General features: G+C 61.4%; 15 protein-coding genes. 3 read left to right on the plus strand and 12 right to left on the minus strand.

The genetic code is table 11. The annotated features are described in order from the left end of the window. Positions 1-2: 2 nt before the first annotated feature. The 3 genes from TRM7615_RS10105 to TRM7615_RS10115 form a co-directional block, all read right to left on the minus strand. Positions 3-1,193, minus strand: coding sequence for a toxic anion resistance protein (locus TRM7615_RS10105; RefSeq protein ID WP_108787033.1), 1,191 nt, complete (start codon positions 1,191-1,193; stop codon positions 3-5). A gap of 41 nt (positions 1,194-1,234) precedes the next feature. Further along, on the minus strand, positions 1,235-2,146 hold the full coding sequence (locus TRM7615_RS10110) for a 5-bromo-4-chloroindolyl phosphate hydrolysis family protein (protein WP_108787035.1): 912 nt from the start codon (positions 2,144-2,146) through the stop codon (positions 1,235-1,237). Between the two features lie 176 nt (positions 2,147-2,322). After that, positions 2,323-3,279: a pseudouridine synthase gene (locus TRM7615_RS10115; RefSeq protein WP_181893077.1), complete on the minus strand. Its 957-nt coding sequence runs from the start codon at positions 3,277-3,279 to the stop codon at positions 2,323-2,325. Between the two features lie 63 nt (positions 3,280-3,342). Between TRM7615_RS10115 and TRM7615_RS10120 the strand changes: the two genes are divergently transcribed. Further along, complete coding sequence (locus tag TRM7615_RS10120; protein WP_108787039.1) at positions 3,343-3,816, plus strand: nucleoside deaminase; 474 nt, start codon at positions 3,343-3,345, stop codon at positions 3,814-3,816. 201 nt (positions 3,817-4,017) lie between these two features. Here the strand turns inward: TRM7615_RS10120 and TRM7615_RS10125 are convergent, their stop codons facing one another. After that, the gene (locus TRM7615_RS10125; RefSeq protein WP_108787041.1) at positions 4,018-4,935 is read right to left on the minus strand and encodes a DMT family transporter; all 918 of its coding nucleotides are present in this window, start codon (positions 4,933-4,935) and stop codon (positions 4,018-4,020) included. A gap of 75 nt (positions 4,936-5,010) precedes the next feature. Here TRM7615_RS10125 and TRM7615_RS10130 point away from each other — a divergent pair, with 75 nt between their 5' ends. Continuing rightward, positions 5,011-5,889, plus strand: a complete 879-nt coding sequence (locus TRM7615_RS10130) for a LysR family transcriptional regulator (RefSeq protein WP_108787043.1) — start codon at positions 5,011-5,013, stop codon at positions 5,887-5,889. A gap of 99 nt (positions 5,890-5,988) precedes the next feature. Here TRM7615_RS10130 and TRM7615_RS10135 read toward each other — a convergent pair whose 3' ends face one another. Genes TRM7615_RS10135 through TRM7615_RS10165 form a run of 7 tightly spaced genes read right to left on the minus strand, consistent with a single transcriptional unit; the run spans position 5,989 to position 12,747 of the window. After that, positions 5,989-7,161, minus strand: a complete 1,173-nt coding sequence (locus tag TRM7615_RS10135; protein ID WP_108787045.1) for a M24 family metallopeptidase — start codon at positions 7,159-7,161, stop codon at positions 5,989-5,991. A gap of 15 nt (positions 7,162-7,176) precedes the next feature. Further along, on the minus strand, positions 7,177-8,154 hold the full coding sequence (locus TRM7615_RS10140; RefSeq protein ID WP_108787046.1) for a nuclear transport factor 2 family protein: 978 nt from the start codon (positions 8,152-8,154) through the stop codon (positions 7,177-7,179). Further along, entirely contained in the window at positions 8,151-9,125 is a 975-nt protein-coding gene (locus tag TRM7615_RS10145) for an adenylate/guanylate cyclase domain-containing protein (protein WP_108787048.1), read from the minus strand. Before TRM7615_RS10145 ends, TRM7615_RS10140 begins: the two co-directional genes overlap by 4 nt. After that, positions 9,122-10,096 (minus strand): adenylate/guanylate cyclase domain-containing protein, encoded by a 975-nt coding sequence (locus tag TRM7615_RS10150; RefSeq protein ID WP_108787050.1) that lies wholly within the window; start codon positions 10,094-10,096, stop codon positions 9,122-9,124. Before TRM7615_RS10150 ends, TRM7615_RS10145 begins: the two co-directional genes overlap by 4 nt. Continuing rightward, positions 10,093-11,070 carry an adenylate/guanylate cyclase domain-containing protein gene (locus TRM7615_RS10155; protein ID WP_108787052.1) on the minus strand — a complete coding sequence of 326 codons (978 nt, stop codon included), beginning with the start codon at positions 11,068-11,070 and terminating at the stop codon, positions 10,093-10,095. Before TRM7615_RS10155 ends, TRM7615_RS10150 begins: the two co-directional genes overlap by 4 nt. Further along, on the minus strand, positions 11,067-12,038 hold the full coding sequence (locus tag TRM7615_RS10160; RefSeq protein WP_108787054.1) for an adenylate/guanylate cyclase domain-containing protein: 972 nt from the start codon (positions 12,036-12,038) through the stop codon (positions 11,067-11,069). Before TRM7615_RS10160 ends, TRM7615_RS10155 begins: the two co-directional genes overlap by 4 nt. A gap of 16 nt (positions 12,039-12,054) precedes the next feature. Beyond that, the gene (locus tag TRM7615_RS10165; RefSeq protein ID WP_108787056.1) at positions 12,055-12,747 is read right to left on the minus strand and encodes a metal-dependent hydrolase; all 693 of its coding nucleotides are present in this window, start codon (positions 12,745-12,747) and stop codon (positions 12,055-12,057) included. A 55-nt stretch (positions 12,748-12,802) separates the two neighbouring features. Between TRM7615_RS10165 and TRM7615_RS10170 the strand changes: the two genes are divergently transcribed. Then, complete coding sequence (locus tag TRM7615_RS10170) at positions 12,803-13,468, plus strand: ceramidase domain-containing protein (protein WP_108787058.1); 666 nt, start codon at positions 12,803-12,805, stop codon at positions 13,466-13,468. Here TRM7615_RS10170 and TRM7615_RS10175 read toward each other — a convergent pair. Then, the gene (locus TRM7615_RS10175; protein ID WP_108787060.1) at positions 13,443-14,027 is read right to left on the minus strand and encodes a TetR/AcrR family transcriptional regulator; all 585 of its coding nucleotides are present in this window, start codon (positions 14,025-14,027) and stop codon (positions 13,443-13,445) included. The two genes, TRM7615_RS10170 and TRM7615_RS10175, sit on opposite strands and share 26 nt — an antisense overlap. Between the last annotated feature and the right edge of the window lie 99 nt (positions 14,028-14,126).

A 14,126-nucleotide genomic window follows, 5' to 3' on the forward strand; every position in this document is an offset into this window, starting at 1 on the left:
GATCAGTTCGGCACGGCTGTGCCAGAGTTGTCGCCGATCCCATCCTTGCGCGCTTTGGCAGCCGCCAGGGTATCGCGCAATTCGGCCTCCATTTTCTTGAGGTCTTCCTCGGCTGCGGCCCGTTTGGCCTTGCCTTCATCCGCGATCTGCAGGCTTTCCTGAATGGTGCCGATCAGATCTGCATTGGCCTGTTTTACCGCTTCGATGTCAAAGACGCCACGCTCCATTTCCTGTCGGATCATCTTGTTGCTCTCGCGCAGGTTCGCCGCATTCGACGTCAACAGTTCGTTGGTCAGGTCATTGGCGTCACGCACTGCCGCCGCAGCTTCGGCCGAGCGTTGGATGGTGACGGCCTGCGCCAGCTGCGTCTCCCACAGCGGTACGGTGTTGACGAGCGTCGAGTTGATCTTGGTCACCAGCGACTTGTCGTTTTCCTGCACCAGGCGGATCGAGGGCAGGGATTGCATGGTCACTTGGCGGGTCAGTTTCAGGTCATGCACCCGGCGTTCCAGATCGTCCCGCGCGGCCCGCAGGTCGCGCAGCTCCTGCGCCTCCATCACCTGTTCATCTTCGGGTGCAGCCTGAACTTCGGCTTCTTTGGCAGGGATCACGGTGCTGTCGAGTTCGGTCAGCTTTTCCTCGCCCGCCGCGATGTATAGCGCCAGTTCGTCGTAGAAATTCAGCGTCTTGTCATAGAGCAGGTCGAGGGATTTGATGTCCTTGAGCAGGGTGTGTTCATGCCCCAACAGATCATCTGTGATCCGATCGATCTGGCCTTGGACCTGCTCGTACTGCGCGGTGAACTTGGCAAAGGGTGCAGCTTTGCCCAGCAGTTTCTCCCACCAGCTACGCTCGCGACGCACATCCAACTCGCTGACCGAAAAGCCGCGAATGGTGGTGACGATATTGCGCAGGCTGTCGCCCGCTGGTCCTACATCCTTGTTGCGCACATCGGCCAACATCGCTTGGCTGATCTCTTGCAATTCCGCCTGCGCACCCGAGCCGAACGCCACGATCGAGTTGGTGTTACCCATGTCGATCTCGTTCATACGCTTGCGGATCTCGGCGCCCACCGGTTCATCGGCCTCTTGCATTGATACCACCTCGGCCTGCGGTTCGGGCAGAACAACGGCTGTTACTTCCTCAACCGCGGTTGTGGCCTCAGCGGCCTTTTGACGAACTGTGTCGGACATTTTGGGGTTCCTCGTTACGTTTGGGCCACGTTAATGGGCGGTCAATCCAACCGGACACCTTCGCGCTGCAAACGGTCGCGCAGCACGTCGATTTCCACGGTCAGGTCGCTGCGGTCGTCCAGCAGCATCTTTTGGGTTCGGGCAGCAAAGTTCTGTTCCAGGTCGTCCAGAAGGGCGACATAATCCGCGAGCGCCTTTTCATCGCGGCTGCGGCTGTAGAAGTCGGCAAATTTCACCGTCGCGTCGCGTGCACCGCGCAAGTAAACGGTCAGATACTTGCGCGCGCCGCTCAGGTCGCGGGGGTCTTCTTCGACCGTACGAAAGAGGTCGCGGGCGGTGGTTTGAAACCGCTCGACACGCGCCTCGACTTGGCGGTTCTTGGCGCGTTTGACGGCTTCGGTCATGGCATCCAGATAGGCTTCGGCCTCGTCCACCACGCGGGCGACGCGATCCTGTTGAAAGGTGTCGACACCTTCCATCCCTTTGTTCGACATCGGGTCGATGCCAAAGGCAAGCGCGTGCAAGGCTGTTCCGGCAGCACCGAACAGTACAGGTGCGATCAGGCTGACCTGACCGGCGACCTCGGCGTCCAGGTAATCATTGCGAAACGCCGCAATACCGACACCGATGCCTGTCAGCAGGCTGGCCGCCATTTTGCGTGGAAAGGCTGGGCGGCGCGCCACTTTGCGAGCATTGAACGCCGCTTCGGCGCGCAGTCCTTCGCGCAGCAGCAGGGCTGCACCGGTCAGCAGGCCTGCCGCGACCAGCCCCAGAGACATGCCAATGGCGCCGTCATTGATGGACATGAACACCAACGGGATCGCCGGGACAAACATCACATTTGCCCTTGCGCCTGCGGGTTCTACCCGTGCGCCGTCAAAAGTGCCGCGGGGCTTGGCGGCCTCGTCTGAGTTGCCGTCGGGGCTGTATTTTCCGCCATATCGTTGCGCCATGGGTTCAGAGCCCCCCCAGCCATCCGGTGCAGACACCAAACAGCAGGACGATAAGGGCCCCATAGGCCAGTTTCTGAACTCCGGTCTGAGACATGCCGCCCCCCTCGATGAGCCGTTGCCCATGAAACTAGGCGATGGCGCGCCGCCTTGCTAGGGGGAAGTCTGCGCTAAATCGCTCAGTCCCGGCGCTTTTTCGCCGGGGGCTTGCCTTTGGGGCCTCCGGCACGTGGGCCGGGTTTGCCTGTCGGTTTAGGTCCTGATTTGCCCGCAGGCTTGCCGGGGCGACGCTGACTTTTGCTTGGATCGCTTACGCCGGGTTTTCCAGCGGGGCCACGTCGGCGCTGCGGGCGTGCGGGGGCTTTGGTGTCCTCGTCCTGCGGATTGCCTTCGGCATCCAAGCCAAGTTGGTCGCGCAGAACGCGGCGGCGGATCTCTTCGACTTCACCGGCCTTGAGCTGGCCCAACTGAAACGGGCCATAAGAGACACGCAGCAGGCGGTTCACCGACAGGCCGATCTCTTCCATCGCGCGGCGGATTTCGCGGTTCTTGCCTTCGCGGATCGCCACCGTCAGCCAGGCGTTTGCCCCCTGTTGCCTGTCCAGCGAGACGGTCATCGGCTGGAACCGTTCCCCATCGATCACCAACCCCTTGCGCAGTGGGGCAAAATCTTCCTCTTTCGGGCGGCCGTTCACCCGGACACGGTACTTGCGCACCCATCCCGTCGAAGGCAGCTCGAGCTTGCGTTTGACGCCGCCGTCATTGGTCAGCAGCAAGAGGCCTTCGGAGTTCAGGTCGAGCCGACCAACGCTCATCACGCGGGGCATGTCCTCGGGCAGTTCGTCATAGATCGTGGCGCGCCCCTTTTCATCGCGGTCCGTGGTCACCAGGCCCGTGGGTTTGTGGTAAAGCCACAGGCGCGCCGGTTCGGGCGCCTTGATCGGCTTGCCTTCGACCGTGATCTTGTCATTGTCGGTGACGTTCAACGCCGGAGAGGTGATGGTCTTGCCATTCACCGTGACCAGCCCGGCCTGGATCAGCCGTTCGGAGTCCCTGCGCGAGGCGACGCCTGCGCGGGCCAGAACCTTGGCGATACGGTCGCCTTTTGGCGTCTCGGAAGTTGGGGTTTTGCTCATGGATTGGGGCTTTAGCCCATTCCGGTCGCTTGCGAAAGCACCCATTCTTGGGCAGTTTATGGTATGACATTCAAATCCCATATGAATCAGGCACTTGCCGAGGCCCGCGCCGCCGCAGACCGCGGCGAGGTGCCCGTGGGTGCCGTCATCGTCTCGCCTCAGGGTGACGTTGTGGCCGCGGCCGGAAATCGCACACGGGAATGGAATGACCCTACTGCGCACGCCGAGATCGTCGCCCTGCGTGCGGCCTGTGCCGAGGCGGGGACGGAACGGCTGGTGGGCTATGACCTTTACGTCACGCTGGAGCCCTGTGCGATGTGTGCCGCCGCCCTGGCCGCCGCGCGGATTGGGCGGATCTACTATGGCGCGTCCGACCCGAAATCGGGCGGCGTGGCCCATGGCGCGCGGGTGTTTTCCCATCCCCAGGCGCATCATCGGCCTGAGGTCTATGACGGTATTGCGGCGCAGGAATGTGAGCAGGTGTTAAAAGAATTCTTCGCGCTGCGACGCGGCGCAACTAAAAGCGGCGAGAGCTAGATTTCAGCCTATGATATCCGTGCACTATGCGTGCACCAAGCGTGCACCGCTGTGTGCTGCTGTGGTGCGGCACGTGAATATGGAATTTGGTAAGACACCTTTCGGAACAGTGAATGAAGTTCTGACCGTGTTACGTTTGGGTCGAGCCGCGCGGCCATCATCTGATGGCTTTTGCTCGTCGCCAAACATCAGGGCCAGGCTTCATTTTCGGTTGGTCAAAAAAACACCGGCGATCACCAGAGCACCCCCCGCCAGCATCGCGGCCTCCAAAGGTTCGTGCAGAATGGCTGCCCCGAGCCCAACCCCAAAGACTGGCACAAGATTGGTGAACACCGCTGTCCGTTCGGGCCCAAGCTCGCGCACGCCAAGATAGAACCAGACGAATGGCACCACTGTTCCTCCGATGGCCAGATACAGGATGGCCAGGGTGCAGGTGAGAGTGGGCAGTTGCAGGGGCTGTGTCGGCCCGGCGATCAGCAATCCCATTGCCAGAAATACAAATCCGAACAGCGCCGCCCATGTTGTTGCGGCCAAGGGCGATATGCTGCCAAGTGCTGTGCGACCGAGAAGCGTGTAGCCGACCCAGCTGCCGACAGCGGCGAGCATGAACAGCTCGCCGCGCCCAAATCCGGCCCCAACGTCAATCAACAGCCCGGCAATGTCGCCCCCGCTGATCACGATCACGGCCCCAATCAGAGCCACGCAAATCCCGGCGGTCTGATCGATTGGAAGCAACCGTTGTGCTGTCAGAGCCCCGATCAGCGCGACCGCTATCGGGTTGAAGGCCACAAAAAGGGCTGTGCGCGACGCAGGCATCTCGGCCAAAGCGGCAAAGAAAAACAGGTTGTAGAGGCAAACGCCAGACAGGCCGAGCAGTGCCATCAGGCCGCTTTGCCGCCAGGTGAGGCGTGGCAGACCGCCTTCTTCTTTCCTCACGAGCCAAAGGAGGAGAAGCGCGGCCAGGCCGAACCGGGCCATTGCGGCGACAAGGGGGGGCATTTCGGCCGACACCAGGCGGCCAGCGACAAAAGTGCCGCCCCAAAGAAAGGCCATCATCGACAGAGAGGCATAGAGCCGGATGTTTTGTGAGGGGACGAGACGCGGCGCGACATGAGGCATTGGGGCACCTAAAAGTTCAGTTTGCCCACATCGAATTTCAGTTATATTGAGTTATAGTCAAATGAGAGTTTGCTTATGACTTTTGGTCAACTTGAAATCTTTGCCACGCTTGCTGAAACCCGTGGGTTTACGGCGGCTGCCTTGCGTTTGGGGGTCAGTCAGCCCGCGGTGTCCCATGCTCTCAAGACCCTTGAAACCGAGCTTGGCGTGGCTCTTTTCGACCGCACGGTTTCCCCAATCGAATTGACGCCCGTAGGAGAGCGTCTGTTGGCGCGCGCTCGCGAAATACTGGGGTTGGCTGACGCCATTCATCAGGAAGCTCTTGAGTATCGCGGCGTACAGTCCGGCAGGCTGCGCATCGGGTCATTCGGGGCCACCTCTTCGCTGCAATTGCTTCCGCGTCTTTTGGAGAGGTTTCATAAAGAACACCCGGGTATCGAAGTGATGGTTGAAGAGGCCCCCGACGATGAGATCATCCGGTGGATCGAGGATCGGCGCATCGACCTGGGGTTTGTTGTCTTGCCGGATGACCGCTTTCGGACATGGCCCATCGCACAGGATCAGTTTGTGGCGCTGGTGGCGGCTGACAGCGCATTGGCGGATCAGCCCTCGGTCCGGCTGGAGCAACTGTGCGAGCGGCCATTCATCATGCCCGAATCCGGGTCCGCAGGGATTATCCGGCGGCTGTTCACGCAGTCCCGCCTCAGCCCAAACGTGCGCTATCGCACGTCGCAGATTCTCAGCACGTTGACGATGGTGTCACGCAACCAGGGCGTTTCCGTTGTGGCCGAGATGGCGTTGCCAAAGGTAAACGGGGGTGAGGGGTGGGTGAGCAAGCCGCTGGACCCGGTCAGGACGAGAAAGATTGGGTTGGCCATGCATTCGCAGGCCAACCCGTCGCCTGCAGCAGCGGCTTTCGTCGGTGTCGTGGAAAAGACGAGACCGGCGTTCTGATGGCATCTTTTTTAAGGCCACCCGCCGAGCGCAGCGAGGCTGGGCCCAACGGGAGGGTGTGCATCTTTGATGCGTGCCCGACGGGCGGGAGCACCCCCGTCAGCTTTTCACCACAAGGGCACGGGGAATGTCAGCGAGGGGCTGGGCACCGTCTGGGGTGACCACAAAGCTCTCGGTGATGGCGACGCCCCAATCCGGGGTCCAGAGGCCGGGCATCAGGTGGAAGGTCATGTTCTCCTGTAACGGCGTGGTGTCACCAGGGCGCAGGCTCATGGTGCGTTCGCCCCAGTCGGGCGGGTAGCTTAGGCCGATCGGGTATCCGGTGCGGTTGGCTTTGACGTAACCGGCGCGGGCAAAGCTGTCATAGACGCAAGCCGCGACCTCTTCGCAGGCCACGCCGGGGCGGGCGGCGGCAAAGGTGTCTTCGATGGCTTGCAGCACCGCCTCTTCCGCGCGGCGGATGTCGGACGGCACCTCGCCCAGGAACAGCGTCCGGCTGGCGGGGCAGTGGTAGCGGTGGTAGCAGCCCGATACCTCGAAATAGGTGGCCTCGCCGCGCACCAAGGGGCGGTCATTCCAGGTGATGTGTGAGGCCGAGGCCTCGAGGCCCGAGGGCGCGATTGGGGCAATGGCGGGGTAGTCACCCGCCAGTCCCGGCAGACCGGCGACGCCGGCCGCCTGCACCTCAGCCACCAGCTCATTCTTGGGCCGCCCCTCGCGGAACCCCTCGCGCAGGGTGGCGTGCATGTGCGCGGTCAACTGGCCCGCTTTGCGCATCATCGCCAGTTCCGCCTCGCTTTTGACCGCGCGCTGCCAGTTCACCAACCCGGTGACATCGGCGATGGCGTCGCGCCCAAAGGCAGTTTCCAGGATGCGGTGGGACGCGGCGGAATAGTAGTAGTTGTCCATCTCGACCCCAAGCGCGCGGGTCCAGCCGCGTTCACGCAGGAGTGTGATCAACGCATCATACGGGTGGTGGTCGGGGTGCTGGACGTGCTCTTCGGGCCAATCAAAGAGGTTGTCGTCCCCGATCCAGGTGGTCTGCGCCGCACCTGCCTTGTCCTGCGTGCGGCCCCACCAGAGCGGGGTGCCTGAGCTCGGGACGATGACCACTTGGGGCACGTAGAAGCTCCACCCGTCATAGCCCGTCAGCCAGGCCATGTTCGACGGATCGGCAACGATCAGTGTTTCAATCCCCTGCGTGGCCATTGCGGAGCGGGTCTTGGTCAGGCGGGCGTCGTACTCGGATTGCGAGAAATCTGTGGCGGGCACGGTTGTCCTTTCTTCTCAGTCAGGCGGGGCAGACCGCCAGGTCAAAAGATGCGTCGTATGGGTTCCAGAAAACCCCCGCAGGGGGCCTGCTGTCTGGTCTGAAAACGAAAATTCGGGGTCGGTTCCGATCATCAAACGGGTGGCGTCGGAAATACGGATCTCGTCCGGACCGGCCAGAGCCGCGACGCGGGCGGCCTTGTTCACGACGGTGCCAAAGAAATCCTCGCCGGTGTCGATGACCTCGCCGGTGTGCAGGCCGACGCGGATCTGGATGCGGGGTTCAGTAGACGTCTTTTGCATGCCGCGTTGCAGCTCTTGCGCGCAGACCATGGCAGCGCGGGCCGAGGTGAAGGTGCACATGGTGCCATCGCCGAGGGATTTGATCATGCGGCCACCGTTGGCTTCGACGCAGGCTTTGACCGCCTCGATGTGCTCGCCCACGCATCGGCTCCATGTGACGTCTCCCACGGCTTGGGCAATCACCGATGAGCCCACGATATCGGTGAACATGACCGTGGCGACGCCGCTTTGGCCCTGCATCACGTTATCGGCGCGGGCGGCTTCGATCAGATCGTCCAGCGCGTGATGGTCGGCGCCCATCTTGTCCATGTTGGGCAGCGGGTTCGAGACATGCAGTTGCACCATGCGCCAATTGCCTTCCTCCAGATGTAGGACAAAGGTGAAGCGATGCAGGAATTGGCTGGCGGTGTTGGGAAACGTCAAGGTTGCCAGACAATGCGCCCAGGCCACGTCGCCGCATTCGAACGCTTCCAGCGCGTGCTCCTCCCAATCATAGTCGGGAATTTCCCGCACATGCTCGCCAAAACCCTGCCGAAACAACTGCCCCGACCAGCTTTCTCCTTCGGCCGAGCCCTGATAGCGAAGGTGTTCGGATCGCGAGAGCATGTTGGTCAATGTGGCCCCATCCTTGCGATGAACCGCATCGTTCCACCTGCGGACAACGGCGAGCACTTCTTGAGAGGGGCGGATCATGTCTGCCACTCCAACTTGTGGATCATGTGTTCGCCATCCAGCCCTTTGAGGGGAACTGAAAGGGGCTCGGTAAAGGTGAATTTGGCAGTTCCCACCATGGTGCGGGTGGCGTGAGAGACACGGATTTCATCCGGGCCGCTGATCGCGGCCACTCTGGCAGTTTTGTTGACAACGGTGCCAAAGAAATCCTTGCCGGAATGAACAACATCACCTGTATGCACGCCGATGCGGACGCTCAGTCGAGGTTCTTGATGACCCCGGGCAAGTGTTTGCTGGATCGACATTGCGGCCTGCAAAGCCTCGGTGGCTGATGGGAAGACCGACATCGTACCGTCGCCCAGAGATTTGACAAGCTGGCCGCTGTGCTTGGTGACGCAACCCTCGATCATGGTCAAATGGCGTTGAACAATCTCTGTCCAGCGGCGGTCGCCCAGTGTCGCGGCAAGGGTGGTTGAATCGGTGATGTCGGTGAACAGGACCGTGACGATATCGGTGTGGGTTTCCGGCAGGTCCGAGGTCGAAGCCAAGGCGGCTAATTCATCCAGCGCCCGGTGTTCAACGCCATGCGTGTCGGCGTTAGGTTTGCCGACCGAGGCATGGCGGTGGAGGATTTTCCAGGCGCCGTCTTCCATCGTGAAGATCAGGGTGAAGCGAAAATCGACGGGGATGGGATTGCCTTGCAACTCGATGCTGCGTTCGAATATGGCCCAGCCGATGTCGCCCGCCTCGAAGGCTTCACCGTGGGTTTCCTCGTCCACCAGAAAGGCAGGGGCTTCGTTGAAATGTGCCTCAAGCCCGTCGCGCAGGGAATTGCCGCTCCACCGCTCGTTCGGGGCTGTGCCGATGAACCGCAATTTGGCCGAGCGCGACAACAGGTTGCGCATCGCCTTGCCATCGCGTTGGCGGACCGCACGAAAGAAGCGCCGGGCCACGGCTTCGAGTTCGGGCGAGGGGGTGAAGGGGTCGCTCATGTGCGCCAGTCCAGCTGATGGATCAGGTGTTCGCCTGCGAGGCCTTTCAGTTGAACCGATACGGGGTCGCCAAAGGCGAAGTCCGCATTGCCACCGACCATGGCGCGGGTGGGGTCCGAGACGCGGATTTCTTCGGGGGCGGCGGCTGCGGCCACGCGAGCGGCGGTGTTGACCACGGTGCCGATGTAATCGCCATCTTTCTCAACAACGTCGCCGGTGTGGATGCCGACCCGGATCCTGAGGATCGGTTCCTGGGTTTGGCCTTGCATCCCTTGCTGAATGCGGGTGGCGGCATTCAGCGCGGCAGAGGCCGAGGCAAAGGATGACAAGGTGCCGTCGCCAAGCGATTTGACCAGCGTGCCGCCATGGGTTTCGACCGCGCCGGCAATGTCGGTCATGTGGGATTGGACGATATTGCTCCAGGCTGCGTCCCCGGTTGCGGCCGCCAAGGCAGTGCTGTCGACGATGTCGGTGAACATCACGGATGCGATGCCGGTGTGGCCAAGATCCAGCGCCTCGGACTGCAGCGAGGCGGTCAGTTCCTCGATGCTGCGCGAGGTGTATCCCATCGCCTCCATGTTGGGTTTTGGGTTGGAATTGTGGATGTGCACGATGCGCCAGACGGCGTTTTCGAGGGCAAAGACGAAAGAGCAGCGGAAGGCCACGCTTTTGTCGGCGTCGGGCGCGATGATGGTCATCGTCGCAAGCGCCCAGCCAAAGGACCCGGCCTCATATGCGGTGACTTCGAGGTTTTCGGGGACCAGAACCGCCTGGTCGTCGCAGAAGGCGGCAAAGGTCTTGTGAAAGTCGGGCTCGGTCAGCAGCTCGCCGTCATCGGAGCCGACATAGGTGATTGCAGCGGAGTGCGAGAACAGGTTGATCACCGGTTCGGTTTGGCGTGCCGCATAGGCGTGGAGCCAGCGTTTGGCGATGGCGGCCAGTTCCGGTGACAGTGTGAAGGGATCGCTCATGTCTGCCACTCCAACAGGTAGGTGGTATGCCGCCCTTCGAGCCCTTTGAGGTCAAAGTCTTTTGAGCCGGAAAAGACAAACCCCCCGGCGTTTCGGACGATCAGGCGGGTCGTGTCGGATACTCGGATTTCCTGCGCCTGCGCGGTGGACGCGATCCGGGCTGCCTTGTTGACGACGGTGCCGAAGAAATCGTCGTGGGCCTGCATAACCTCGCCGGTGTGGATGCCGATGCGGACGGAAAGGTGGGGGTCTTGGGTGTTGTTGGCCAGGTTGGTTTGAATGGCACTGGCTGCCTCCAAACAGGTGCGGGCAGAGGGGAAAGAGGACATGGTGCCGTCGCCCAGAGACTTGACGAACTGGCCGTCATGTTCGGCGACGATGGCTTGGATCATGTTGAAATGGGCCGCGATGATGGGCGACCAGGCGCGGTCACCAAGGGCCGAGGCGAGCGCCGATGACCCCACGATGTCGGTGAACATGATCGAGGCGAGGCCTTCGGTTTGATCCAATGCAAACCCATCCTTTGCAGCCGCAACCAGATCGGCGATTGCGGTCTGATCCCGGCCGGTGAACTCTTCGTTTGGAGTGGGGACCGAACCATGGCGGTGGACGATCTTCCATGCGCCGTCTTCGAGCGTAAGGATCAGGGTGGAGCGAACCAGGAACGAGCGGTCGGGATGGGGCTCGAACGCGATCTCGTGTGTGAAGCAAGCCCAGCCGGTGTCGCCGTTCTCATAGGCCTCGGCAAAGTGTTCGATGTGCGTCGTCACCGGTGGGATGACGCCAAAGAACGCACCGACGCCGTCGCGTACGGCTTGGCCGGACCAGACCTCATCCTCGCCGGTGCCGAAAAACAGCAGGTGGTCCGCATCCGTCATCAGGTTGCTCAGGTCGTTGGGTCGCCGGTTCGGGATCGCGTCGATCCAGCGCCGCGCGATGGCCAGGATTTCTGGCGAGGGGCGGATATCGCTCATCCCTGCCACTCCAGCCGATAGGTTGTATGTTGGCCCTCCAGCCCTTTTAGGTTGATTTTGGCGGGTTCAGAGAAACGGAACTGCGGCGCTCCGCCGACCATGATGTGAGTGGCGTCTGACAGGCAGATTTGGCCCGGTGCCGTGATCGACGCGATACGGGCGGCTTTGTTGACTACGGTGCCGAACATGTCGCCGTCGTGTTCCACGAGATCGCCGGTGTGCAAGCCAATGCGGATTTGCAGGCGCGGCTCAGCGGTGCTGTCTGAGATGATTTGCTGGAGTTCGGAGGCAGCGGTCAAGGCAGCCGTGGCCGAGGGGAACGCCGACATGGTGCCATCGCCCAGAGTTTTGACCAGCGTGCCGCCATGACCCTCGAGGACGTCGCCCACCTGCTTCATATGTGCCTGCACTGCGGCGGACCAGCGGGCATCGCCGAGCGTTTCTGCCAGCGCCGAGCTGCCCGCGATGTCGGTGAACATGATCGTTGCCATGCCCGTGTGCGCCAGATCAACCGGCGTGGCCAAGGCGGCCTTAAGCAGGTCTTCGACGCCTCGGGATTGGTAGCCTAGCGCCTCCATGTTTGAGACAGGATTCGAGTTGTGGACATGGACGATGCGCCAGACGCCCCGTTCCAGATGCAGTACAAAGGTCGAGCGAAAGGTGATTTCCTTGCCGTTTTCCAGCGATACCCGCCCGCCGAACCATTCTACCCAACCCAGTTTCCCGCATTCAAAGCCGCGGAAATCGTCCTTATCCCATGAGAATTTTGGGATATCCTCCATATACCCACCCATGCCCCGGCGCAGGGTATCGTCACGCCAGATCTCGTCATGGGATGAGCCGATGTAGCCTAAGGAGGAGTCTTCGGAGAAGAGGTTGAGCACCGCCTCTTTGTCCCCCGCCGCATAAGAGCGGAGCCAGCGGCGAACGATGGCTCCAAGCTCGGGGGAGGGGGTGATGTCGCTCATGGCATCGCTCAGGACATCAAAGCGTGATGGCCTGCATCACCTGCGGTTCGATCACGTCCACGCCCGGAAGGCCTGCACGGAGGTCATCGGCGCTCTGTTCCAGGATCGGAAAGGTGCCATAGTGGCAGGGGATCACGGTCTTGAAGGCGAAGTACCGCTTGGCGGCATAGGCTGCGCCCTTCATGTCCATGGTGAAATGACCGCCCGCTGACAGGATGCCGATGTCAGGTTTGTAGTAATCCCCCATCCAGTCCATATCGGCCATGATGTCGGTGTCGCCCGAGACGTAGAGCATCTTGCCCTCAGACGCGATCATGAACCCAACCTCGGTCCCGCCAGTGCGGATGCCTTCGGGCGTGTTGAAGGTCGAGGAATGCGAGGCCGGAACCATCGAGACTTTGACGCCGTTCAGATCCACGGTGCCGCCCTTGTTGAAGCCGACGGTTTCGATGCCCTCGGTCTCGCCCCAGTGGCCCATCAGGTCGTATTGGCCCACAACCGGTACGCCCAGCTTCTTGGCCAGTGGCAGGACATCGACAACGTGGTCGAAATGCACATGGGTCAGCAGGATGTGGGTGGCGCCCGCGACGGCGGCGTCGTGTTGATCCTCGGGCAGGGCGGGATTGCCGGTCAGCCAGGGGTCGATCAATATAACCTGTCCTGCGGTTTCAATGCGAAAGCTGCCGTGTCCCAGCCAGATAATATCCATGAATGAATCTCCGTTTCCTGTTGGCACGAGCCTAACACCGGTTACATAGAAATCCATGGATTGGTTGCGCGAAATTGATGGCTACTGTGAGCGATTGGGGCCTGAATACTGGGCCGAGCCGATCAATGCAGTGACAAATGCGGCCTTTTTGGTGGCCGCGTTGATCATGTGGCGGCGGACCAAAGGGATTGCGATTGCCCGTGTGCTGGCGGTGATCCTGGCGAGCATCGGTGTGGGCAGCTATCTGTTTCACACCCATGCCCAAGTCTGGGCTGCGATTGCAGATGTGACACCGATCCTGGGGTACATTCTGGTCTATATCTATGCGGTGAACCGTCATGTCTGGGGGCTGCGGGTGCTGCCTGCGCTGGGCCTGACGGGGCTGTTCTTTCCCTATGTCGCAGCGACTTTGCCGTTGTTTCAGATGGTGCCGGGGGTGGGGGATTCCGCCGGGTATGCGCCGGTGCCCTTGCTCATTTACATCTACGCGGTCCTGCTGCGTCACCGCGCGCCGGACACGGCGCGGGGGTTGGCCATCGGGGCCACGATCCTGGTCGCCTCGATCACGTTTCGGGCTTTGGACGAGCCGGTTTGTGGCGCGATCCTGATGGGCACGCATTTCATGTGGCATATCTTGAACGGGATCATGTTGGGCTGGATGATCGAGGTTCTGAGGCGTCACATGCTGGGGCTGACTAGGGTATCTCAAACCCCTGAATGACCTTTCGAAAGTCGTCCGTCAGGGCGCCCTGAACCTTGTCAAAGGAGGTCTTGCCGTACATGCCGGACAACGTGGGCGCAGAGATTGCGAAATACTGTATTGCACCGATTAGCTGATAAAGACCGGCCAGCGCCTCTTCGCGGCTTGCGCTCTGCCAGCGTGGCGTTTGAAGTGCCAGCTCTGTGAGCCTGTCGAGATAGGGTTTCAATGGCCAGCTACGCGCCTGCGCGTCGCTGTCCAGCAGCGCGCGGACCACAAGGCGCGCGTCCTCGGGGTTTGCGATGGCGCTTGCGGCATAAGCGTTGAAGTAGGCGATCAGGCGCTGTGCGGGCGTGGGGGCGAGGGTGGCGTCAATCTCGGCCAGCAGCCGCAGGGCGAGGCGGTTGAGCACCTCGGCATAGAGCCGTTCCTTGGAGCGGAAATAATGCAGGACGGCCTGTTTGGTAACACCTGCATCCTTGGCCACAAGTGCGAGTGACACCCCGTGAAACCCAAGCTCGGAAAAGCGCGTGGTCGCAAGGTCCAGGTATCGCTCGGCGGGGTCGAGTTTGGGGGACATGGGGGCTCCTTCATAGGGACCCTATACCAAACACTTGACGGCTTACCAGTTGGTAAGTTACTTACCGATTGGTAAGTGATCCGTGCTAGCCGAGGGAGG

The organism is Falsiruegeria mediterranea M17 (genome assembly GCF_900302455.1).
Lineage (GTDB): Bacteria > Pseudomonadota > Alphaproteobacteria > Rhodobacterales > Rhodobacteraceae > Falsiruegeria > Falsiruegeria mediterranea.